The following is a 22,832-nucleotide window of genomic DNA, read 5'->3' on the forward strand; positions in this document are numbered from 1 at the left end:
AAAAAATGTAATACCACAAAAATCAGAACAATATTCATGCTTAAAATTTGATAATGGTGGCGTCTTATTTTTCGGGAATAACTATGATAAAGGTGCTCCTATATATCAAGAACATAGCTCTCGTTTTTTAAATGAAAAACCTAACGCAATTTTAAGTGTAGAGTTTAGAGATGAAGGGCAGGTAGTAAAGTTTAATAAAGAATGCAAATAATTAATATTGGATGGGGAAACCCCATCCAATATTAACCAGTCTTGAAAATTTTCACTTGCTGTTTTCAAGTCAATTTAACTATGCAATAATCCGTAGGTAGATACCTACTATCTATAATATGGAGATTGCAGTGGATAAACAACGGAAGTTAATTGCAGGTGCGGGCGGCGGAGGTGGCGGCGGAAGTCCTCGGACTCCTGTTGAAGCGCCGGATAACGTCGAATCGAAAACACTTGCCTCAATCCTTGATTTGTTGGGCGAGGGGGTAATAGGCGGGCTTAAAAACGGCGGTCAGTCAGTTTTTCTCGATGATGTGCCGCTGCTTAACCCTGACGGAAGTTCAAACTTCAACGGCGTAAAGATTTGGGAGCGCCGGGGCGAACAGAACCAAGATCCGATTGAGGGCTTTGATGACATTGAAACGCCCTACAACGTGGCTGTTGAGCTGAAAACAACCACGCCTAAAACTATCCAGATTGATAACGATGATACTGACCGTGTGCGGATCATCATGGAGTTCCCGCGCTTGTCTTCTACGGATAAGGAAAGCGGGGATATTAACGGGGCGAAAGTTGAGTTTCAGTTTCAGCTTGCAATTGGTGATGACAGTTTTAAACCCGTTATTCCGGTAAATCATAAATCTGACCGCGTGTTCGTTGAGAAAAAATCCAGCGGTAAATTCCTGCGTGAATACTTCATCGATCTGCCGAAGCCCGGCAAAAACTACCGTATTAAAATCATCCGTTTTACAGCAGACAGCACCAGCGATTTTCTGGCGAACAAAACAAACGTGTCTTCTTACGGTGAGATTGTGTTTGCCCGTCTGTCTTACCCGAATAGTGCTCTGGTCGGTGTCACCATTGATTCACGAGAGTTCGGCGGTAACATGCCGCGTCGGTCTTATCTGGTCGCCGGTCTTAAAATTCAGGTTCCGTCAAATTATCGTCCGTCTGATAACACCTATCAAGGGGATTGGGAGGGTGATTTTGATTATCAGGTATCTTCTAACCCGGCGTGGATTTTGTACGATATTCTGACCAATAGTCGTTACGGGCTGGGGGATTTTATCGATGAAAGCATGATCGACACCGGGATGCTTTATCAGATAGGTCGTTACTGTGACGAAGAAGTCTCTGACGGCTTCGGCGGTAAAGAGAAGCGGTTTGCTATTAACACCGTGATTGCTAACCGTCAGGAGGCGTACAAGGTCATTAATGACATTGCCTCTGTATTTCGTGGCATGGTGTTTTGGGCTGGTGGCATGGTAAATATGCAGCAGGACAGCCCGGCTGATCCGGTTATGATGTTTTCGTCCGCAAATATCATCGACAGAGTAACCCGCAAGGGGTCGGCACGTAAAGACCGCCCGACCGTGGCTGTGATCACCTACAACGATAAAGACGACCTGTACAAGCAGAACATCGAATACGTTGAGGACGAGGAAGGCAAGGCTATTTATGGCATCCGTAAAGCTGAATCACTGGCGTTCGGTTGTACCAGCAGAGGACAGGCTTACCGGACGGGTCTGTGGATGCTGTACACAAGCAAGATGGAACTGACGTTATCCTGTTTAAGAGCGGGATAGACAGCGCAATGCTCATGCCTGGCGATATCGTTAAACTGAATGATAAATATCGTTCAGGAAAGCGAAATTCAGGGCGCATCATTTCATACACCAAAAACAGTATCAAACTGGATCAGCCGATTACTCTCGATAAAGAGGGCGCATTTGTGTCGTTTATGACGGCAGACGGCAGGATGATTGACCGGAATGTGCTTGAGCCGGCCGGCACGTATTCTCTGGTGACATTCAAAGACGCAATCAGAACGGGTGACGAACCTGTTGAAATGGGCGTGTGGATGGTGACGGAACCGGATCTGGAACCTGAGTTAATCCGCGTCCTCAGTATTAAAGCCTCAGACGAACAGGGTGTGTTTGAAATCACCGGCGTTTCTCACAACCCGACGAAATTCGAGGCGATTGATAACGGGGCTACGCTTGTGCCGGCGAAAACCACCGTCAAAGACCCGACATTCTCGAAGCCATCCGGATTGTCGGTTCTGGAAACAACCTATCTTTCCTCCCCGGGCAACCTGTCTGTAAAACTGGTCGTGAGTTGGGACGGGCGGTCAACCCGTTACGTACTGCGTTACCGCCGCAGTGATGTTGTTGATAACTGGACGGTCGCAGAGCTGTCGGATAACCAGTACGAGATCCTGAATGTGGCAGATAACGCACGGTACGATATCGAGGTGTTTGCGATCTCCATCACCGGCAGGAAAACGGCTGCGGACTCTCTGGTATACAACACGCTCGGGACAATGACACCACCAGGCGCACCAACCGCACTGACTGCTGTCGGCGATTACCGGCAGATTATCTTGTCGTGGGTAAACCCTGACTCAATCGATCTGGAGACGATTTACGTTTATGGCTCAAAGACGAACAGCTTCGAGGCGGCGGCTGTACTGGCAAAAATCCCGTCAACGACCTTTACGCATTCCGGTCTGGACGACGACGAAACATGGTACTACTGGATCAGAGCAGTTAATAAACGAGGGATGCTGAGTCCGGTTAACTCCAATCTCGGTACAGTAGCCAGCACGAAAGATGTTCTGTCGTTCCTGAAAAATAAAATCACGCAGTCGGAGTTAGGGAAAGAGCTGCTTGAGGAAATTCAAAGCAAAGTATCAGCGGAGGATTTGGATGCACTGGAAGACCTGCTGAAAGAAACAGACGATAAAATCGGCGGCGCAGTTACTGATTTAGCCTCAGTGAAAGAGTCACAGGAAAACCTTGAATCAGCGGTAAAAAGCACGAAAGAAAATGCAGACAATGCTCTGAAACAGGCAGGAGAAGCAGCGAATAAGGTTGTTGAATTGTCAGAGTCCGTTGAGGAATCCGGCAAAGCAGTAACATCATCACTGAAAGCTATTCAGACGGTGGTTGATGATGCGACAACGACAATTACGGAAGAACAAAAAGCCCGCATTGAGGGAGACAAAAAGACGGCGGAAAAGGTCGATCTGATTGAAACTAAAGTGAGCGGGTACGATGCGGCTATCAAACGTGCGGAGACAGCCGCTGTGACTGCTGAGAAAGCAACTGCCGGCGTGTCTCAGTCTATTGAAGCGGTGGCTAAAGCTGCCATCGACGTTGCCATGAAAGGCGAGGAAGATGTCAGGACACAGGATGAAACCAACGCTAAGATTTTCACGGATCAGCGGGTGATTGCAGACGGACAACAGGCGTTGTCAGAAGAAATTAAAGTGCTATCCGCTGATTTTGACGGAAATATTAAGGCACGTCTGGCAGAGGAAAGCCGCGCCCGTGCGACCGCTGATGAGGCATTGGCAAATCAGGTTACGCAGTTACGAAGTGAGGTCGGTACAGATATCAAAGCGCAATTGGACGAGGAAAAGAAAACCCGTGCTACAGCAGACGAAGCGGTATCGACGAGCGTAGAACGTCTGAAAGTGCAAACTGGTAAGGATATTGAGGCGGCTGTTCTGACTGAGCGGACAGCCCGTACCAAAGCTGACGAATCAATGGCAACGCAGATTGAAGCGCTGAGTGCGAAAACCGGCGAAAACATCGCTGCGGCTGTGACTGCGGAAACAAAAGCACGGACGGAAGCAGATTCTGCGCTGGCGACTGATATCAGTAAGGTTCTCGCCAAGACTGAGAAAAATGAAGCGGCGGTGAAAACCGAGCAGTCTGCGCGAACGTCCGCAGACAATGCTCTTGGTAGCCGTATCGATAGTGTTCAGGCGAAAACTGGCGAGAACAGCGCTGCGGTGCAGCAGTCAGCTAAAGCGATTGCTGATTTGAACGGGAAGATCACCGCCTCCTGGAACGTGAAAATTGAAACAACCAGCGACGGTAAAAAGTATGCTGCCGGATTTGGGGTAGGTATCGAGGGCGGAACGTCTCAGTTTCTGGTTCAGGCAGACCGGTTTGGGCTTATTAACGTGGTTAACGGTCAGGTGACTACACCGTTTGTGGTTGAGAACGGTATTACCTATATGAACGGCGCTTTTATCAAGGATGGTACTATCAGCGGCGCGAAAGTCGGTACGCTAGAGTCTGTTAACTATAAACCGGGTCAGACAGGTTGGCGTTTTGACAAAAACGGTAAAATGGAAATGAATGGGCAAACTGCGGGTGCCGGTCGTCTGAGTCTTACAAACGAAAGGCTGGATGTGTACGATGAAAAGGGCGTTTTGAGGGTTCGCCTCGGTCTGCTGTAATATCTGTTTTAAATCAGTCATAAATGTATAAAATGCAATAGGTATACAAATACCTATTGCAATCCAAAGGAGACAGAGAATGTGGTACAGGGACGGTACATATTCTTTTGAAAAAGAGAGTACGAAAGTAACAGGCACAGGCACATCATGGGCTGATGCAAAATTCGGTGTATTGCCGGGTATGATCATGATTGACGCAGACGGTCGTATTCATGAAATTGACCGCGTTATCAGCAATAATGAGCTGTATATTTCAGAGCCGTATACCGGAGAGTCGGTCGCCGATATTCCGAGTCGTATCATCACCACGTATGAGGGTGATTTGTCACAGTTCAGCGCTCGGTTTTCTGCGCTGCTGAAATCAATATCAACCGACTCCCGCCAGATCAGTAAATTACTGACCTCACCGGTTCCGGTGACTATCACCCGTGACGACGGAACGACCTTTGTCTCAGACAGCCTTGAGACTATCGCTAAAAAATTCAGTGACAGCCAACAGTGGCTGGCCGAAAACAAAGACGCTGTTTCGGCTTCCGGCGATATGGCAAAACAGGCTGCTGAATCAGCCTCAGAAGCAAAGCAGTCTGAGAAAGCCACGGAACTACAGGTAGAAGCAGCTAGCGAGTCCGCTAAAAGCTCAGGTTACTCTGCCGAGGCAGCAAAAGCATCCGCAGAAGCGGCGGCACTTTCCTCTGAATCTGCCGGTAAACAGGCAGAGATTGCTGCATCTGTTGTCGGGGATGTTTCTCAGAGCGCATCACAGGCCGCTGCGTCGGCAACAAAAGCAGAGGACGCTGCGACCAACGCCGACGTTTCGCTGCAAGAGACAAAGAATTATGCCTACGCAGCCGGTGTGTCGTCAGACAACGCATTGCAAGCCTCGGTATCTGCCGGAGAATCTGCCGTAACCTCAGCAAAATCAGCCGGAGAATCAGCCACCAGCGCTACAGAGGCCGGTAATCACGCTGCCACTGCCGCGGCTGCCGTGAAAGACGCTGTATCAGAGGTCGTTCTTGCTGCATCAAAATCGGCCGAATCAGCCAAAGCGTCTGAAGCAGCGTCTAAAGCATCACAGGACGCTGCAAGCAGTCACGAGTCCTACGCCAAGGAGTCCGAGGGGAAAGCAGCTCAGTCAGCGGCTGACGCAGCGGAAACGTTGTCAAAAATGTCTAATGACGCAGCCACTGCGGAATCAGCGTCTGTTTCGGCAAAAGCATCCGAAGTATTTGCGGCAGAGTCGTTGAAAGCGGTTAAAGATATCGCAGAATTAGTCAGCGGATCTGCAAAGACAGTGGAGGACAATGTTGCCGAAGTCGGAATACTGGCTGAGTCGGTAAAAAAACAGTCAGAGAACGCGGCGCGGGCAGCGGCGGACATTAACGACAATATTGGCAATGCGGTGAAATCAGCAAAGGATGCGGCGGCGAGTGCTGAATTGGCTCAGAAAGTTGCGGCTGAGGCTGACGAAAAAGTTAATAACCCGGTATTTTCAAAGACGGTACAGGCGGCGTATACAGAATCCACAGTTCCTGCGGATCAGTTAAACACCAAAGCGGCGTTTTACAATGACATTGAAGCAGACGGAGAGTCTGAATATCACCCGATTGTTAAGCAGAGGGTAAAAATCAAAGGTGTTAGCCGGGCTGCGTCATTCGGCTGGATGATTTCTGATCTGCTGTTCAATCTGCAACTGATTAATGACAAAGGCGAGCGGAGAGATTTCGGGTTCGGTACGAACGGGGATCTGGTAATCGGCGGAAAGATTATTCCCGGTGATTACACAAACTTCAACGAACTGTATCTGCGTCGTTCATCTGACGTTGTTCAGACGGTAAACAGTGAAATTGAGTTTAAACAGCGTATGGATGTTTTCGGGAGCGATGGTTCCCGCGTCAGACTGTACTGCAACAAAGACGGTGATGCAGGGATCAGCTATCAGGACAAGGATGGCAACTGGCAAACAGGTCTGAAACTGCCTATCTCCGGCGGTGGTGATTTTGCCATGAAAGGCGATCACTACACAAAAATTGAATCAGATACAAAATATCAGCAGAAAGGTAATTACGCACAGGCAGGAATTTCATATACAAAATCTGAATCTGATTCAAAGTATCAGCAAAAGGGAAATTATGCGCCGTCAGACTCAGACGTGTCTTTTATTTCTGGTACGCATACGATCAAGACCACCAATGACTACGCTTCACTGATTTTACGCAGAGGTAACGGCACAGCAATATTTCTTGAGACTAATGTCGGGGCGGGGAATATCATTCACCGCGATGCCAAAGGCACGAACATTGCGGTTCTCGGCATCCCTGTTAAAAGTGGTGAGATTGCTGTTGCCGGCGAGCATTACACAAAACCTGAGTCTGACAGCAAATACAGGGCTAAAAATGATTTAAAATTTGACGGAAGTGGAGTTTTTGGCGGGATTGTCTCTGCCGTTAAAGACAATATTAAAATCGAGATTAAAGCCGAAAACGGTGTTCCTGAAATTACATCACTGCATGGTTCCGGTGACTGGAAAATTCATGCATTACAGCCGGTGTCAGGTACGCTAGCACATAAAGAGGATCACTACACCAAACTGGAATCCGACGGTAAATATCAGCAAAAACTTCTTAGGACAATTAAATTCGGAAGCAGCAATTCCGCATGGAGTACAGCACAGTTTATCGAGTGGCTGAAATCTCAGGGCGCATTTTCTTCCGGATATTGGGTGTCACGCGGAACCTGGGATTATGCCGGAAACCAGTTTATTAATGACACCGGTGTCGGGAATATTCACCTCGCAGGGTGCGTTGTTCAGGTGTTCGGGTATCACAAACAATGCACCATCACCATTATTACGCCGACAACCACTGCGAGCGGCACAACTCATCGTGAGTATATTTATGTCGATAATGATTCTAATTACAATCCGGGGTGGAGACGACTTTATAACACCAGTGCGCCGCCTACAGCGGCAGAAGTAGGTGCATATACCAAAGGTGAGTCTGATGGGAAGTACCAACCAAAAGGTGCATACGCAGGGGCGGCAGCGCATACTTTCACAGGTGAAGTCAGATCTCCTTCAATCATCACCGGCGGCGGAAATGATCTGAGCTTCTTTATGCAGCGGGACGGGGTATGGGCGTGGACTGTGCAACAGGCGGGAGCGTGGAAAGGTGAAGTCAAGCATCCCGGAAGAAGCGGCACCTTTGCACTTCAGGGTGACAGTTATACGAAAGGTGAATCAGACGGGAAATACCAGCCAAAAGGCAGCTATGCCGGTATCAACGGTAACGATGGTCAGGATTTCAGAGGCAAGAATGCCAACTTTCTTGACGTTTATATCCGCTCTGATATCCGGGTGAAATCGGAACTGCGCCGTATTGAACAGCCTCTGAGAAAAATTCAAATGATCAGTGGTTGTTCTTACAACCTGAAAGCCTCGGACGGAAATATTAAACCATCGGCCGGCCTTATCGCTCAGGAAGTCCGTGAGGTTATGCCAGAGGCGGTTACACAGGATGATAACGGGCTGCTACGTTTAAACTATAACAGTGTGATCGGTTTGTTAGTTGAAGCAGTCAAAGACCTTAAAAATCAGGTTGATTCACTTAAAAAAATAATAGGTACACACTTACCTAATATGTTTAAAAATGATATAAATCTCTCACACCAATTGCCTTAACATGGAGGTTTTAAATGGCTAATCGGGTGGGGGAAGTGACACCGGAGGTCATCGACCGCATCGCGAAGACGGCAGCACGAGAAATTGCTGCCGATCTTCGTGAGAGTTTGCAAGACAAGGTGGGTGAAGAAGTGGAACGCCACCTTAAAGCCTACTTTGGCGATATGACTGCGGCACAGCACAGCATTCAACACGCCAATTTGGAGAAACTGCTGGTTCGGCTGGATAACCTTTCCAGCGGATTTTATGGCGGCATTCTTTCAAAAATCGGGTCTATTGTCGTCGTCGCACTGATTTTCGGTCTGGCGGCGTGGGGTCTGAAAAACGGAATCGGAAACTAAGGAGAGTAACCCATGTCAGGTAAAGGATTACCGCGTGGTATTCGCAATAACAACCCGGGGAACCTGGAAATGGGATCGCCGTGGCAGGGGCTGACCAAAACCCCGCAAGACAGTCGGTTTTGCTCGTTTATCACACCTGCTTACGGCATCCGTGCATTGGCAGTAACGCTGATCACGTATCACGATAAACGTAAAGCGAAAAACGGCACCCGCATCGATACTGTTCGTGAAGTGATCGAGCGCTGGGCGCCGGCTGTAGAAAACCATACCGAAGCCTATATCGCGTTCGTTTGCAAAGTGGTCGGTGTAAAGCCGGATCAGAACATCAATCTGCATGACTACGAAACCATCCGGCCGATGGTTGAGGCGATTATCCGTCAGGAGAATGGTCAGGGTTCGCTTAAAAAATCGGTTAACACATGGTACAGCCGTGAGGTTATCGATGAGGGTCTGCGTCTCGCCGGTATCATTCAGAAGCGTAAAACAGTAGCGAATGTTCCGGTAAATAAAGAAACCGTCAGTGCAACAGTCACGGCTTCACTCGGTGTCGGTCAGATAGCGGAAGTTATGCCGCAAGTATCAGACGCACTGGTTAAGTCTGAGAGCCATTTATCCAGCGGATCAGTGGTTCGCGTCCTCTTTGGCGTTGCAACGATTGCCGTGGCGTGTGTGATTGCGTATTCGCAGATTAAACGTCACAAGCTGGGTATCTGATAACGGAGCAGCCCCCGGAAACAGGGGCTGTATTTTATGGCACTGAGCGGTATTCAAATTTTAAAGCCTGACGGCAAGCCTATTTTTCAGGCTTCCGACCGCGTTGCAAGAATCGCAGGCAAGCATGTCATCAAATATTCTGATGTAACCGACGGTGTTTATGAAAAATCGTTTAACCACGACGAACTAAGACCGTTCGGGGATATGTTCATTTTTATGAATACAGACTATTTCCTTGAGCTTATCGGAGCTGCTCATATAAGTCTGGATGGTTACACCATTAATCTGAAGTTTTGGGTTGACCGTCGTGACTGGCTGGAGAGTGACAGGGAAGATTATCTTGAAATTTATTATGGTGTCCGCTGAATGGCTATTGGTGCATTTATAAAAGGTGAATCGGGTGTTTTTCAGGTTGATGGTGAGAATCAGGCTATTAACTTGAAAAACGTTCAGAGAATCAAATTAAAAGGCGGAGATTTAAAAGCGGGGACATCGGGTAAACAGGGTTACTACACGGAGTTTCCGACAAAGGCTCATAAAGATACCAGCCTGATAGCGGTTGATTCGCCGACATGGGTTCGGGTAGGCGGGCTGTCCTCGTATAAAGAGAACCGAAACGGCCGATTATCACAGCCATTGTGGGTCGATGCCGGTGATTGTATTTGTTATGAGTTCGGCGGCGGTGGTTTTGACTGGCACAAATCCAAGTACGGTATGAGTATCCGCAATAAAGACGGGATTGAAGTCTTCAATACAAATTGGGAAATGATGAAAATTCTCGATCAGTTTTTTTTTATCTCCGGTTGAAAATTTTAACTATCAAATCCCTCCCGGGAAAAAGGTCGCCGCATTTATGGGCGGCGGGCTGCAAGGTCAGTGGGGAGACGGTGCTTTTTCCAGTTATAGCTGTTATTTCATGCGCAGAAACGGACAAACAATAGAGTTCAGATACAAAGACGCAACGATTCAATCCGGCCCGTGGGAGGGAAACGAGCTTCTGTACTATCCGCTGTTCATTATCATAATCGATGTTACTGATTACCCTGTCCCGTAAAAAATGAATTTACAGCCTAACTGTCTGTAGTGTAATAAGAACATCTTAAACACACAGGAATTAAAAAAAATGAAATTAGTTACTAAAATTGCTTTATCTGCTGCTGTTATTTTATTAGCCGGTTGTTCATCATCTGCGGTATACCCGGATGCGGAGAAGGTTAACTGTCGTGGTCAGTTGAACATTGGCGCAATCAGTAAACTTCAGGAGGTTCGTCTGGTGAAACGTGATCATGCCACAAACCGTTTTTACGCCATTGGCAACGCAAAGCTGGGTATTCATGGCTGGCAACCGGCTGACACGTTTGAGCGCATCGTTTGTGTGCCGTTGGATAAAGCTGACTGATGCTGTTAAAACTAAAATCAGCGATCTACACCATACTGGCTGTTGTCGCTGTCCTCTTTACCGCCTATCACATGGGCGGTAGAGCGGCGAAAAAATCGATGGAAATTAAGCGCCGCAGTGACGCGCTGGCGCGTATCAGAACAACGCTTGATACAAGGAATGATATTGAGCATGAAATACAGGCTAAGGACGGCACTGCTGTTGCTGATGAGCTTCGCAGCGACTGGTTGCGTAAATAGCTCACCGGCTACAGATCCGCTGTTTTGTGAAACGGCATCCCCTATCTATATCAGCGCTGATGATTCATTTACAGATCTGACAGCGCGACAAATCCTCACCCATAATCTCACCGGACACCGGCTTTGCGGCTGGATGAAAAGCGGCAAATAAGCCGCTTCATCATTATCTAAATAAGATAAATAAATAATCCAGATATTTTTTATATTGAAAATATTTACAGGTATTCTTTCAATTTAAAAATAATGCAGGTATCTTATATAAAATAATAAGGCGGTGTACAAAATAACTATACAAATAAGGCAAATCCATGAGTGCAAAAATCATACTGGTTGGTGGCAGTAAAGGTGGCCCGGGTAAAAGCACAATCGCACAGCAGATAGCCGGGCATCTGTTGATCAAAGAAAAGAAAAACGTCCACCTGCTCGATATCGACGTTCAGAGAACAACCTATCAGTGGTGTCAGGATCGGGAAGCAATGGCTTCCGGTGAAAATCTGGCAAAACTATCATATCACTACCGCGCCGACGGTGTTCTCGATTACCTGCGCGGCATTCAGGATCAGCATGACTATATCGTCGTTGATGCCGGAGGCTTTGACTCCGAGTCTCAGCGTGAGGCGATGCTGGTTGCCACACACCTGTTACTGCCTATCCGTCCTAAACGCCGCGATTTACGTTCGCTGGTGGCTCTGGATCAGGTTGTGGAAAAAGCACAAATTCTGAATGGAGCACTGAAAGTCAGAGTCGTTATGAATCAGTGCCCGTCACTGCCTAACCAGTTCTCGCGTATTCAGGGCGCAAAAGACGTATGCGAGACATTCGGCATGACTGCCTTAGATACCAATATTTATGCCCGTAACGTTTATGACGATGCGGAAGAAGCCGGCCGCACTATTTTTGAATTGCCAAAAGGCGAGCGTGACAAAAAGGCTGAGGCTGAAATTAAATTATTAGTGAAAGAATTTGTATTCGGGGAGAAAGTAGATGGCTAAGAATCCTATGGGCGGGCTGGGAAAACAGGCGCGTGAAGAAGCCGTTCAGGAATTTCTGAGCAATTCGAGTGTTAAAGACCGTGTGGTTAAACAGCGTGGTCGCCGCAAAAACAGTGATGAAGTTATCAAGAGCCGTACCGTCTCAATGGAAGATGAATATCACGAGCTGGTGGACTTACTGCGGATCGTCCCGAGACGTGCCAATTTAACGCGCTCAGACGTGTTTAGAGCAGCGTTAGCTACTTTGGCTGGGTTATCTATATCTGATATTAAAGCAGCGTTAGAATTGAGTCTGGAGACGAAGCCGGAGCAGATAAAAGATCTGATTCAGGAACTGGATAAAAAGATTCCATAATTATATTGGGGCAAATGCCCCATTTATTAATAGATTAAGTCATAACCTGACTGTGTTAAAAGAATACGATCATCATCGGTTAATTCAAAATAATTACTCTCAATAAGAGAGTTCATAGCATCATTGAGTTTATCACTAACATTAGGGTTTAAATTAGCCAGAGCAACATCAACGGCAAAAGCTCTTCCAAAAAAGGCATCACCAGTTCTTAAGTTTTTATTTCTAACAAAAGTGATAATAAATTCTTTAGCTTCATTTTCATATGACCCACCTACCGGTTTACCGTAAACTTCATGATCCCCTATTTCGGATAAAATATAGGAACCATTTTTGTAGGTAAAAAAACCGTCAGTAACTAACTTGTCTAAAACGATATCAATACAGTCATCAACCTTTGGACTTAATCTTGCTGCTGAACGCTTATAAACAAAAGGAGGGATAGGTAACGTGCTTCCTTGGCGAATACCAGTATTTTTTAAGAAATCCAAAATAAATTTTTTTGCTTCTTTTTCATAGACTGAGGAACTATTCATATATTCTCCAATAATCAACGCGGTTTTGTAGAGTTGTAAGGTGGTATTTTAAAATCACGGAAATTGTCCACTAACACATAAACTTTATTATCAACAATTGAAAATAATTTATTGTAGTTAACAAGGTTGTCACGCGCTCTTAATATGTCATAGGAAATGTATGACACAATGTAATCTTTTAACCTTGGGTCACAGTTTTTCTTTCTTTCAGCTAAATGTAAATGGTATATTTTTATCAAATGTCTCAGAGGTAAATAGTCACCTTGTTTTTTATTGAATTTCACAAACAAATCAATTATTTGCTTGCAATAATACTCAAGTGAATACTTTTTAGACAAATAGAACTGCCATGATGGGTCAAGGTTCATAAGACATCCTTTCACTAAAAATACCATTTACATAAGCATATTAATTGAAAACCATACCGATGAACAGGTAGTATTGAGATCCTTAATTTGTATTAGTTGGTTAGTTATTTAAGATCCTTTTATATCTTATGGGAGCACGGCTTAGACGTTGCTCCCATTTCTTTCAAAATCCTCAGCATTCAAAAGCCTACACAGCGGAATTGCTTTCCGTGTCTTTCGCTGTTATAAAACGTATCTGTTTGCATACATGTTAAAGGTAAAATGTATTCATGAACCTATCTATTGATAAATTCATCGCGGAAGAAGACGAACAGGGCTTCATGCTTTCGTGGTCTGGATTAGACAAAGATACGTGGGTTGCGGAAAACGTGGGTCTGTCGCGGGTCAAAGCCGAAGCGGAACTGTTTCATTCAAAATGGTTTGATTACCGGCATCTTCACCCTATGGACGCAACAATCCTGTTTGCTGAGGCATATAAGAAAGAATACGCGGCAATCATGGGTAGCCACGGGCGGGAAGATTACCGTAAAGCGCCGTTCAAAACCGGCCTTAAACGTGTGCCGTTTATCCGACTCTCAAAAACAAACATCACCTCTCTGTGGAAAGCCAGACAAAAGGCGGATGAGCTGGGCGTTGAGTATGGGTATTTCATTTCATCAATACTTTCAATCGCGGCTAAACGTGAATGGCGTGAATTACCGCGTCCTCAGCATCTGTGGCAGGACGATTTGCTGGAAATCTTCACGGACAAGCACAACAGACGCAAGGGAACCCGTCTGGATGGCTCTCTGATGGATTATTTCACAACGTCCATGTATTCGGGTGACGAAATCCAGAAAGCCCACCGCAAGTACATTCTGGCTCAAATTATGGATGCTTTGCCCAGGAAGCGTTATCTGATGATTTTCTCTGCGGCATTTCTGGCGAAGTACATCGATAAGCAGTTTTTTGAAATGCAGTTTCCGAACGACTACCGGAAAGCCTGCAAGCTGGTGTAGATCCCCTTTGTCTCAATGAGAAAATCAATCACCAATCATCGTTAAAGGAAAAAGAAAATGACCACGGAAACAGAGGAATACGGGATCATCAAGTCTCGATTATCGTTCCTCAAATTTAACAATCTGCCTTTGCAAATCATCACCGGAAGCGGTGACAAGGTGTCGGGGTTCGTTAAAAAATTCGACAGCCATTCTGTACTGATGGACGAGTCCGGCAACAACGACCGCAATACGTTTAAAGCGATCAACTATTCGTCTATTGAAAGCATTAAAAACATTCCGGCGTTATGTTGATAGGTTGCACACATGTCCACACATGAAATGGATTTAGAACACACAAGCGTTTCCCTTTCGTCGTCGTTTGACGAAACATTTCAAACGATGGTTGCTGCGTATTATTGCCGCGATTATCGCTTTGTCACACAGGCTCATGATCTGGTTGAGCCGAAACAGTTCGATAATATGGCCTTGTCTTTTCTTGTAGCGTCAGCCGGTCAGTTTTACCGTATGTACAAACAGCCGCCGTCAATGGCGACTCTGGTTACTATGATCAGCAGTGATGTGAAAAAAGGCACAATCCGCGCCGACTACGTGCCGGAAGTTAAAGAGGCGCTGACCAAAATTAACGCGGTCAAACTCACTGACTCGCAGTACATGGTGGATCAGGTGACTCTGTTTGCCCGGTCTGTGGCGTTTGATAATGCCATGATTAAAGCGGCCGAGTTTAAGGACAAGGGTGACTTTGAAAAAGCCATGCAGATTATGGATAAAGTCAGACACCTCGGAGGTAACGGAACAAGCGAGGTTTACGATTACTTCACGGAATCGGCCACACGTTATGAAGCCCGCTCATTGAAAGCAAGTGGCGAGGCTCCGCCACAGGGGATCACAACCGGCTACCGTGCTATTGATGCGCTGTTGTATCACAAAGGTTGGGGCCGTAAAGAAATGACCCTGTTTATGGGCTTTGCAAAATCAGGGAAGTCTACAGGGATGGGGGAGTTCGCTATCAATGCGGCTCTGGCTGGTTTTAATGTCCTGTACGTGTCTCTTGAAGTCCATAAAGAGATTATCGCAGACCGTTTTGATGCCCGACTGACTGAAACAGATATGGATGAGTTGGTAGACAGCCGCGACCGGATAGCCAAAACACTGAAAGAATTGGGTGCTGGAAAGACCGGTAAAATGTTTGTTATTCAGCGTCCGCCAGGCTCTGTATGCCCTAACGATATCGTTCGCATGGTTGAGGGGATTATCGCTACGGGTGTGACGCTGGATATGCTGGTTGTGGACTATGCCGACCTGATGAAGTCCAACTACCGTAGCGGCGATCCGCGTGAGGACACGAAAAACATCTACACCGATTTACGTGCTGTTTTTGACACCTACAATGTGGCCGGCATTACTGCTTCTCAGACCAACCGTGAGGGTGGTTCTTCTGAGGTTGCAACCATGAATCACGCAGCGGATAACATCGAAAAGGTGCGTATCGCTGACCTGATTATTACCATTAACAAAACCGAAGAAGAAAAAGCCAAAGGTGAAGCAAGATTATTTATCGCCGGTTCTCGTAACCAGAAAGGTGATGTGAGCATTCGCATTGAGCAGAACCTTGATCAGATGCGCTTTATCAAACGGATTATTGATATCGTCTGATAAAGATTGTGACTCCCGATCATAATTAACTAATCATTAAAACAATCTGCATTAACAACAGCGTTGTTATTAATCCGGTATGACTCTGCCTGTTAAAGCGATAAACGTGAGTACGCCATGAGCACCAACGCCGAAATCATTGAAAAATTAGCAGAGCTAGATATCGAGCAATATTTTGATATCGAGGGGATAACATACAAACGAACGACCGGTAAATCCGGGCTTGAGTTGAATGTTCGTGAATGCCCGATGTGTGGCAACTGTGACTGGAAAGTCTACGTCAATCCGAAAAATGGTTTAGGCAACTGTTTCGCCGGCAGTCACCCTGTTGAAAAGCAATTCAACAAGCTGAGATTCATCCAGCAGCATTCAGGTCTGTACGGTGCAACGCTGAACAAATACGTCGATAACCAGTTGCTTGAGCAGGGCTGGCGACCGAAAACAAAAGACGTAAAGCTGGAAAGTGCCGTAGATTTAAAGCAGGAAGTTGTATTACCTCCGCATTACATGCTGCCGCTGCCTGACGGACGGTTGCCGGATTATCTGGTTGAACGTAACGTATCGGCCGAACTGGTTAAATATTTTGATTTACGCTTTATCGTCAACGGAATACATGCCTACTTCGACTTTAACAAAAAAGTCGCTACGCAGGATTTTTCGATGCGGGTTCTGATTCCAATCTACAATCTCATCGGTGAGCTTTGTACTTTTCAGGGACGTGACGTAACCGGCACTGCCAGTAAAAAATACTTATTCCCGTCTTCCATGCCAGCTTCCGGACGTTATCTCTATAACGGCCACAACGCATTCGGGAAATCGACTGTGGTAGTTCTGGAGGGCGTTTTTGACGTGTTTGCTGTTAAGCGAGCCATGTTCTCAGATGAGGCATTAAGAGAGCATGTAGAGCCTATCGGCACGTTTGGGATGCACCTGTCTGGCGGTATGGGGGCGGAAACTCAGGATCAGATAGGTAGTTTTCTTGCGCTTAAATCGGCTGGTCTGCGAAACGTGATCCTGATGTGGGACTCTGAAAAAAAAGGCGATACACAACACGATAAAGTCGGCAAAAAAGCTACGCTCCATCGGACTGAACGTGAAGATCGCAGCATTTAAAAAAGAGGGTCAGGATGCCGGTGAGTCCAGTGATGAGGATATTTTGACAGCCTATTATCGGTCAAAACCATTCAACGATAAACTGGCGCTGGAAATGATGGTGCGAGGCCACAAAGCCATTTCTTTATGAAGATAGGTATTCACATACCTTTAAAATGTATAAGATAACCAAACAACGAGAGGTGAAAGGTAAAATGGATAAAGCGAAATTGATTAAAAAGGTTCATGAACTTTCAGGGTTCGGATCTTTGACACCGGAAGAAAAAGAGGACGTTGAGTCTTCGGCCATTTTGACGGCGGAGAACGAATTTAAGCGACTGACCAACGAAATGTTCCACTACACACCCGATGCCCCCTGTCTTGATGCAAGGATTTTCCGCATCGAGGATGATGGTATTCACGAGCTTATCTACTTTGCCGATCTGGTTAAGCCTGATTTCAGTGGAACGCTGTCAAAGCCTATCTGTTACATGATCGGCTATTCCGACATGATGTTTGTCGCAGCCGCCACCTCGGATGTTTTCAAAACACCGGCTGAAATGTTCGATATCTTCCTCAAATCCTACCAAAAGCAGAGCGACGACGAATTTATCGGCATTCCGGTTGTTGAGTTCATGGCCGTTATAAAAGCCGGTGAGGTGTCGGATCGGATTGACAGAAGCTGTTGCCGTGTAGTTATCGGAATGCCTGATTATCCGAGAATGGTCGGTAACTCCAGCGAAATTCAGAAGCAGATTAAAGACTCACAAGGCGCGGAAATGATGGTTTCTGGAATTGACACAGCCTGTCTGCAACGTGCTAATACATTCGCTGATAACGTTATCAATCGCTCCGCCTGGCTGATATCAAAATCCTATGCCGAAATGGGAATGATGGGTGAACAGGCTGTATCTCACGGCTACAACGCCGCATCCGCCAAAGTGACTCAAATTCAAATCAGCGGATCTGCTCTCGCGGGTATGGCGGGTATGTTCTGACCCTGATTCAAATCCTTTTTAGCCTATTCAGTTCAGATAATATGCGCTTATTCAATAAGTAAGCGCATAACTATCTAAAGGTAATAAATATGTACGTGTTAAATGTAAAAGAAAATGTAAAAGACCTGCCTTGTGACGTAACCAGCTCCCGCTGCGGTACGAACGGTTTTCGCATTAACTGCGACACAACCGGCATGAATCAGACTTACACCCTCTGCCAAAGTATCGTCAAAGCAAAGATGGGCGGTCGTCTCGATAAGTCAGTGGCGTACCAGCCCTGCTCCTGTGCGCTTGATAAGACGGAATGCCCTGCTATTCACATGATGCTTGCAGAAAAGAAAGCCGGTCGCATCCTGTTTTATGAGCATTACGATCCTAACGTGGAAAACTACCCGGCAAAGCCTATGGCTAAACAGAACGAAATCAAACGCTCATGGTTTAAGCCTGAAATGCTGATCGCAACTACCGAAGTCGCAGAGCATAAAGCAGATGCCAGTTCAGGTATTCAGACCATTAACCGGACAGAACAAAAGAAACAGGCCGCAGCAAAACCGCCTGTGAAAAGTAATGAACCTGTAATGTCGTCCAATATTTACGAGGCCGCAATGATGGACGCTTACAAAAACGAGGAATTAAACAACAACACACAGCAATAAAATCCAGTCTAAATAAAAAATAAGTAAACATTAAAAATAACCAACTGAACAGATTAAGATCATCATGAAAAATAATTTATCCCGTTTAAAATCGACGTTAGACCAGATGAAAGAAGTCGGGACAAACCAGAAAAAAGATATCATGTGCGGTTTCGATCCGGTGCTATGTGATTACATGGACTGCATTCTCAACCCGTTCAAGATGTTCGGCGTGAAGAAATACAACACCCCGGATCCGCTGGCAGAAACCGCTGTTACAGATGATGATGTGTTTTCGCTGCTGAACAACCTGTGCAACCGTAACGTGACCGGTTCTGCTGCCATCCTGGCGGTAGAATCACTTCTGTCAAAAATGACCGCTGACGAGCAGGAAGTGTTTCGCCGCATTCTTCTGAAAACCACGAAAGCGGGTATTGGTATTTCACTGTTTAACAAAGCGCAGCCTGACCGCCCTATCCCAAAATTTGAAGTTCAGCTTGCCACCAATTACCGCACGAAGGGCGATCTGAAACTGGACGTGGTAAACAAACATGCCAGATTCCCTATGATGGCTCAGAAGAAGCTGGACGGGATGCGAATTATCGCCAAAGTGGATGGTGACGATGTGGAGTTTTTATCCCGTACCGGCAATCCTGTTACCACGCTGGATCACCTCAAAGAGCAATTAATCTCTCTGCGTGAGGCATCCGGCTATCCCGCTATCTATTTCGACGGTGAGGGCGTTGTGGGTACGTTTAACGGCACAGTGTCGGCGCTGCGTAAGAAAGGTGTCAAAGCGGTTGGCGCGGAGCTGTGGCTGTTTGACTGGTTCTTACCTGATTGGCAGGAACAGAGTAAAAATAAGGACTATGCGAAGACCGGTGTTAAACTGCGTGATCGCGTGAAAAGTCTGATTAGCTGGTTTAAATACAGCAATAACCTGACTGACGTGAAGCTGCTGCCGTTCAATTTTGTTCACAGTCACGACGAGTACGTGACACAGTTCAAAGCGCGGCTGGATGCGAACGAAGAAGGTGAAATGGCAAAAGACCTCGATGCGCCCTACTATTTTAAGCGGACACGCGGTTGGTGGAAGCTGAAAGACGAGAACGAGGCAGACGGTGAAATTATTGGCTTTAAGCCGGGTGATCCGGACAGTGAATTTAAGGACACACTGGGTTCTGTCACGGTTCGTCTGGAAAGTGGTGTAATTGTTGACGCTCTCGGTATTAAGCATCAGTATCTTGATGAGATCTGGAATAATCAGGACAAATATGCCGGTCGCATTGTTAAAGTCAATTTCCACGAATTTACGCCGGACGGCAGTTTACGTCACCCTCGCCTGAAATGGCCGTCATGTCTTCGCGACGACGACGACCGGATCGGCGATAAAGAATAGTTGATAAAACAGGTGGATACATATCCACCTGTTCATAATGGAAAATAATCTAATTCACAGGTAAACTAGCACCATATATTAATGAAATCACTAGGTTTACTATGGCTTCCGGAAAGAAACTAAATTTAGGAAAACTTGGCGAAGATACGTTTTCATTGTGGTGCACAGAAGCTGAATTAGTGTCAAACCGCTCCCATGATGAAGATGCTACCGGCTGGGATCACTTAGTTGAGTTTCCATATATCGAATCAGATAAACCTAAAGATACCTGGGGTGCGCCAATTGAATGTAAAGTGCAGGTTAAATCAACACAACGAAAAGACCGGAGATTAAGTATTAAGTCTTCTGTACTAAAAAGGTTGATAGATTACAGTTATCCTGCATTTATTTTATTTCTAGAATTTGATAAACAAAATAAATTAGAAAATTCGTTTCTGGTTCACATAGATAAAGAAATAACTGAGAAGGTTTTAAAAGAAATACGTAAAAATTCAATCAGCCAAACACAAAAAGATCTGCATAAGCTAAAAATATCAATACCCTATGATGAGAGCAATGTATTAAATGAAAATAGCGGGGGTTGTTTAAAAAATACAATCTACAGCTTTATACCTAATTTGGATATAAATAAATACCAGAAAAATAAAAGAGAAATCATCAAAAATTCAGGGTATAGTGAATTTAACTTTCAGGTAAAATTTAGCGCCACGCCAAAAGACTTAAATAATTTAATTTTGCAGAATATTTTAAAAAAAAAGTGGCGAATTAAAAAGTCAATGATTTCACCGTATTTGAGAATAGATTTAATCTGCCTGATGGGGAGCAAATTTTACATAGCAGTCAACCCGGAAGTTTGCTTTTAACCCCTAACATTATTGATAGATGTAATTTATATATAAAATCATCAGAACATGCACCAGCAATAATTTTTAAAGCAGAAGTGTTTTCATTGCCAAACATAACTGTTCAAGGTGGCGGTTTTTTAATATTCAGGAGCCATACTTTTTCATTAATTATGGACTTATATGATGATAAAAATAACAACAATGACACATGCAAAATAAAATTAATTCAAGATCAATTTACAAGTGTATTGGATTTAGTTAAGACATTAAAATCATTACGACTATTGCACAATAATAAAGGTGTATTTTTAGGCGTGGATTTTAAAGGGTACTGGCAACTTACAATTAATTTCGTTAAATCCAATATTAATAGCCAGATATTCAATATCATTGAGCCACTTGAAAATATTATATATAAATTTGAACTTGGCTCAGAACATAAAACCACCTTCGATTATCTTGCAAGTGATTACAATACAATTATAGCCATATCCAAAATCATTACTAATGATACAACTGATATGGTATTCACCGATAATTCAATAACAGATAAAGATGTCACTCATCTAGAGATACCATATTTCAGGTATATCGAATTAAATAACATAATTGTTGGTGTGTCATGTTTTATACAAACAGAAAGAACCAGTGAAAGTAATTTCACTGTGACAGGTTTTACTGACGTAGATTGCTTTATGTTTTTAAATAAATCTGAACTTGATGGTTATATACAGGAATTGAACAATAACATCAAGAAAAATAGCAAAAAACATACCTGAGTGCGTCAGGTATGTTTTCATTAAATATATTCTAATTTAACATCATGCGGCCCACCTGATTTTAGCGCATTGATAAAACCGCTTGGCAAACTATTATTATTCCAACCTTGAATGGTGCCTTTAAAAACGTTGACTATAAATACTCCACTATGGCCAGCTAAAGTCACCTTAATATTTTGGTTTCTGGTTGGATTACCTAAATTTAAAAAGCCCTGATTTTGCGTCCACGTATCGTTAGTAACATGCAGCGCCGTTATCTCTTTCCCATCGAAGAATGCCGCACCAGTAAAGCTCCCAAAAGCGCCTTTTGCATACCCCCATCGTTCAGTGAAATATGCGCCCCAATCATCGTAGTCTGTCCATTCTGTATGACCCGGTTTTAGTTTGAACCCTGCCGATTTTCCGACAAAATGAGACATTTGAAAAACAGGCTTTAAACCTGCCTTTGCTCCCGCTGCCAGCATTGATCGCTCACCAAATTCAGCGACTACACTGCTACCAACATTACCTTTAACAACAGCCATGATTACCTCCTTGTAATAGAAATTATTATATATGTATCTGGTCAGATACAACAATGCTGCATCAACATATTGCAACAAATACCCTCAAAAAGAACAGCTGAAAATTCGACCAAAAAAAATGAGAATACCTGTATGAATGTGCTACTATATAAGTGAGACAAAGTTACACATGGGGGATTTATGACTACTACACGTTTGCGTCAACAAGGCGGCGCGGTCGTTCTGACAATACCAAGCGATATAGCTGCACGGTTAGGCTGGGTTGTCGGGAAAACACTGGATATCAGAGAAGCCGGCGATTCGATCAACATCAGCCCAAGCAAAAGAGCGGCAAGAGGCAGAAAATCCGTTTCATGGATTTTAGATGGCATAGATGAAAATGAGATTCAATCTTTTAACGAGGGGATGGCTGATGAAATGGCCTCTCAACCTGTTGGTAATGAGGTTATTTGATGGTACGCAGGAAAAGCACACCGGCAAAAGGTGATATTTGGCATGTTAATGGTGATCCGGCCAGTGGCAAAGAGTTTAAAGGCCCTCATTACTATTTGGTCATTTCCGATCAGGGAATTAATCAGGCATTAGGGGTCGCCATTTGTCTTCCGATCACAAGCGGTGGCGGACTTGCCCGTTCTCAGTCCGTCACCGTCAGCATTGATGGCAGCAGTACCGATAAGGGGTTAGTGACCGGTGTCGTATTGTGCTATCAGATCCGGACAATGGATTTAGCTGCACGCAAAGCCAGTTATCATTCAAAAGTCGCACCGGAAATAATGGATGAAGTGCTGGGAATCGTAGTTGATATCATCGATCCACAACCATAGTCA

The 22,832-nt window shown here is 45.1% G+C and carries 26 protein-coding genes; 24 read left to right on the plus strand and 2 right to left on the minus strand.

Annotation, left to right across the window (positions count from 1 at the left end):
• The 12 genes from AYY16_RS20510 to AYY16_RS18935 all read left to right on the plus strand — a co-directional run.
• The coding region (locus AYY16_RS20510; RefSeq protein ID WP_162271077.1) for a hypothetical protein at positions 1–211 on the plus strand (211 nt) is incomplete at its 5' end.
• Between the two features lie 130 nt (positions 212–341).
• The gene (locus tag AYY16_RS21295) at positions 342–1,796 is read left to right on the plus strand and encodes a TipJ family phage tail tip protein (RefSeq protein ID WP_235846352.1); all 1,455 of its coding nucleotides are present in this window, start codon (positions 342–344) and stop codon (positions 1,794–1,796) included.
• Between the two features lie 14 nt (positions 1,797–1,810).
• Complete coding sequence (locus AYY16_RS21300; RefSeq protein WP_235846353.1) at positions 1,811–4,462, plus strand: phage tail tip fiber protein; 2,652 nt, start codon at positions 1,811–1,813, stop codon at positions 4,460–4,462.
• Between the two features lie 79 nt (positions 4,463–4,541).
• Complete coding sequence (locus AYY16_RS18890; protein ID WP_067370379.1) at positions 4,542–8,138, plus strand: tail fiber domain-containing protein; 3,597 nt, start codon at positions 4,542–4,544, stop codon at positions 8,136–8,138.
• Between the two features lie 14 nt (positions 8,139–8,152).
• Entirely contained in the window at positions 8,153–8,479 is a 327-nt protein-coding gene (locus tag AYY16_RS18895; RefSeq protein ID WP_067370382.1) for a hypothetical protein, read from the plus strand.
• Positions 8,480–8,491: 12 nt separating this feature from the next.
• Positions 8,492–9,193, plus strand: coding sequence for a hypothetical protein (locus tag AYY16_RS18900; RefSeq protein WP_067370385.1), 702 nt, complete (start codon positions 8,492–8,494; stop codon positions 9,191–9,193).
• Positions 9,194–9,229: 36 nt separating this feature from the next.
• Positions 9,230–9,559 (plus strand): hypothetical protein, encoded by a 330-nt coding sequence (locus AYY16_RS18905; RefSeq protein ID WP_067370388.1) that lies wholly within the window; start codon positions 9,230–9,232, stop codon positions 9,557–9,559.
• Positions 9,560–10,000, plus strand: a complete 441-nt coding sequence (locus tag AYY16_RS18910; RefSeq protein ID WP_067370393.1) for a hypothetical protein — start codon at positions 9,560–9,562, stop codon at positions 9,998–10,000.
• A 316-nt stretch (positions 10,001–10,316) separates the two neighbouring features.
• Entirely contained in the window at positions 10,317–10,592 is a 276-nt protein-coding gene (locus tag AYY16_RS18920; protein ID WP_067370399.1) for a YgdI/YgdR family lipoprotein, read from the plus strand.
• Positions 10,592–10,831, plus strand: coding sequence for a hypothetical protein (locus tag AYY16_RS18925; RefSeq protein ID WP_067370402.1), 240 nt, complete (start codon positions 10,592–10,594; stop codon positions 10,829–10,831). The genes AYY16_RS18920 and AYY16_RS18925 overlap by 1 nt, the downstream gene beginning before the upstream one ends.
• Before the next feature lie 308 nt (positions 10,832–11,139).
• On the plus strand, positions 11,140–11,823 hold the full coding sequence (locus tag AYY16_RS18930) for a division plane positioning ATPase MipZ (protein WP_067370405.1): 684 nt from the start codon (positions 11,140–11,142) through the stop codon (positions 11,821–11,823).
• Complete coding sequence (locus AYY16_RS18935) at positions 11,816–12,178, plus strand: hypothetical protein (protein WP_067370408.1); 363 nt, start codon at positions 11,816–11,818, stop codon at positions 12,176–12,178. The genes AYY16_RS18930 and AYY16_RS18935 overlap by 8 nt, the downstream gene beginning before the upstream one ends.
• Positions 12,179–12,204: 26 nt before the next feature.
• On the opposite strand, the gene AYY16_RS18940 is transcribed toward AYY16_RS18935, so the two are convergent.
• The gene (locus AYY16_RS18940; RefSeq protein ID WP_067370411.1) at positions 12,205–12,711 is read right to left on the minus strand and encodes a hypothetical protein; all 507 of its coding nucleotides are present in this window, start codon (positions 12,709–12,711) and stop codon (positions 12,205–12,207) included.
• A 637-nt stretch (positions 12,712–13,348) separates the two neighbouring features.
• Here AYY16_RS18940 and AYY16_RS18950 point away from each other — a divergent pair.
• From AYY16_RS18950 to AYY16_RS18990, 10 genes are all read left to right on the plus strand, one after another.
• Complete coding sequence (locus AYY16_RS18950; RefSeq protein WP_067370419.1) at positions 13,349–14,077, plus strand: hypothetical protein; 729 nt, start codon at positions 13,349–13,351, stop codon at positions 14,075–14,077.
• A gap of 57 nt (positions 14,078–14,134) precedes the next feature.
• On the plus strand, positions 14,135–14,371 hold the full coding sequence (locus tag AYY16_RS18955) for an RNA chaperone Hfq (protein WP_067370423.1): 237 nt from the start codon (positions 14,135–14,137) through the stop codon (positions 14,369–14,371).
• Positions 14,372–14,383: 12 nt separating this feature from the next.
• On the plus strand, positions 14,384–15,733 hold the full coding sequence (locus AYY16_RS18960) for a DnaB-like helicase C-terminal domain-containing protein (RefSeq protein ID WP_067370426.1): 1,350 nt from the start codon (positions 14,384–14,386) through the stop codon (positions 15,731–15,733).
• Positions 15,734–15,850: 117 nt separating this feature from the next.
• The gene (locus AYY16_RS18965) at positions 15,851–16,846 is read left to right on the plus strand and encodes a DNA primase (protein ID WP_328585689.1); all 996 of its coding nucleotides are present in this window, start codon (positions 15,851–15,853) and stop codon (positions 16,844–16,846) included.
• A complete protein-coding gene (locus AYY16_RS21590; RefSeq protein WP_328585690.1) occupies positions 16,827–16,976 on the plus strand; it encodes a hypothetical protein in 150 nt (49 codons plus the stop codon). The genes AYY16_RS18965 and AYY16_RS21590 overlap by 20 nt, the downstream gene beginning before the upstream one ends.
• Before the next feature lie 64 nt (positions 16,977–17,040).
• Complete coding sequence (locus AYY16_RS18970; RefSeq protein WP_067370429.1) at positions 17,041–17,823, plus strand: hypothetical protein; 783 nt, start codon at positions 17,041–17,043, stop codon at positions 17,821–17,823.
• Positions 17,824–17,912: 89 nt separating this feature from the next.
• Positions 17,913–18,479 carry a hypothetical protein gene (locus tag AYY16_RS18975; RefSeq protein ID WP_067370433.1) on the plus strand — a complete coding sequence of 189 codons (567 nt, stop codon included), beginning with the start codon at positions 17,913–17,915 and terminating at the stop codon, positions 18,477–18,479.
• Positions 18,480–18,543: 64 nt separating this feature from the next.
• Complete coding sequence (locus tag AYY16_RS18980) at positions 18,544–19,857, plus strand: ATP-dependent DNA ligase (RefSeq protein ID WP_082970819.1); 1,314 nt, start codon at positions 18,544–18,546, stop codon at positions 19,855–19,857.
• A 101-nt stretch (positions 19,858–19,958) separates the two neighbouring features.
• A complete protein-coding gene (locus AYY16_RS18985) occupies positions 19,959–20,720 on the plus strand; it encodes a DUF4365 domain-containing protein (protein ID WP_067370437.1) in 762 nt (253 codons plus the stop codon).
• On the plus strand, positions 20,711–21,481 hold the full coding sequence (locus tag AYY16_RS18990; RefSeq protein ID WP_156665033.1) for a hypothetical protein: 771 nt from the start codon (positions 20,711–20,713) through the stop codon (positions 21,479–21,481). The genes AYY16_RS18985 and AYY16_RS18990 overlap by 10 nt, the downstream gene beginning before the upstream one ends.
• 20 nt (positions 21,482–21,501) lie before the next feature.
• Here the strand turns inward: AYY16_RS18990 and AYY16_RS18995 are convergent, their stop codons facing one another.
• Positions 21,502–22,005, minus strand: coding sequence for a hypothetical protein (locus AYY16_RS18995; RefSeq protein ID WP_067370444.1), 504 nt, complete (start codon positions 22,003–22,005; stop codon positions 21,502–21,504).
• A gap of 180 nt (positions 22,006–22,185) precedes the next feature.
• On the opposite strand from AYY16_RS18995, the gene AYY16_RS19000 reads away from it, so the two are divergent.
• A complete protein-coding gene (locus tag AYY16_RS19000) occupies positions 22,186–22,458 on the plus strand; it encodes an AbrB/MazE/SpoVT family DNA-binding domain-containing protein (protein ID WP_067370449.1) in 273 nt (90 codons plus the stop codon).
• Complete coding sequence (locus AYY16_RS19005) at positions 22,458–22,829, plus strand: type II toxin-antitoxin system PemK/MazF family toxin (RefSeq protein ID WP_067370454.1); 372 nt, start codon at positions 22,458–22,460, stop codon at positions 22,827–22,829. The genes AYY16_RS19000 and AYY16_RS19005 overlap by 1 nt, the downstream gene beginning before the upstream one ends.
• Positions 22,830–22,832 lie beyond the last annotated feature (3 nt).

The sequence above is a fragment of the Morganella psychrotolerans genome (genome assembly GCF_001676155.1).
GTDB classification, from domain to species: Bacteria; Pseudomonadota; Gammaproteobacteria; order Enterobacterales; family Enterobacteriaceae; genus Morganella; species Morganella psychrotolerans.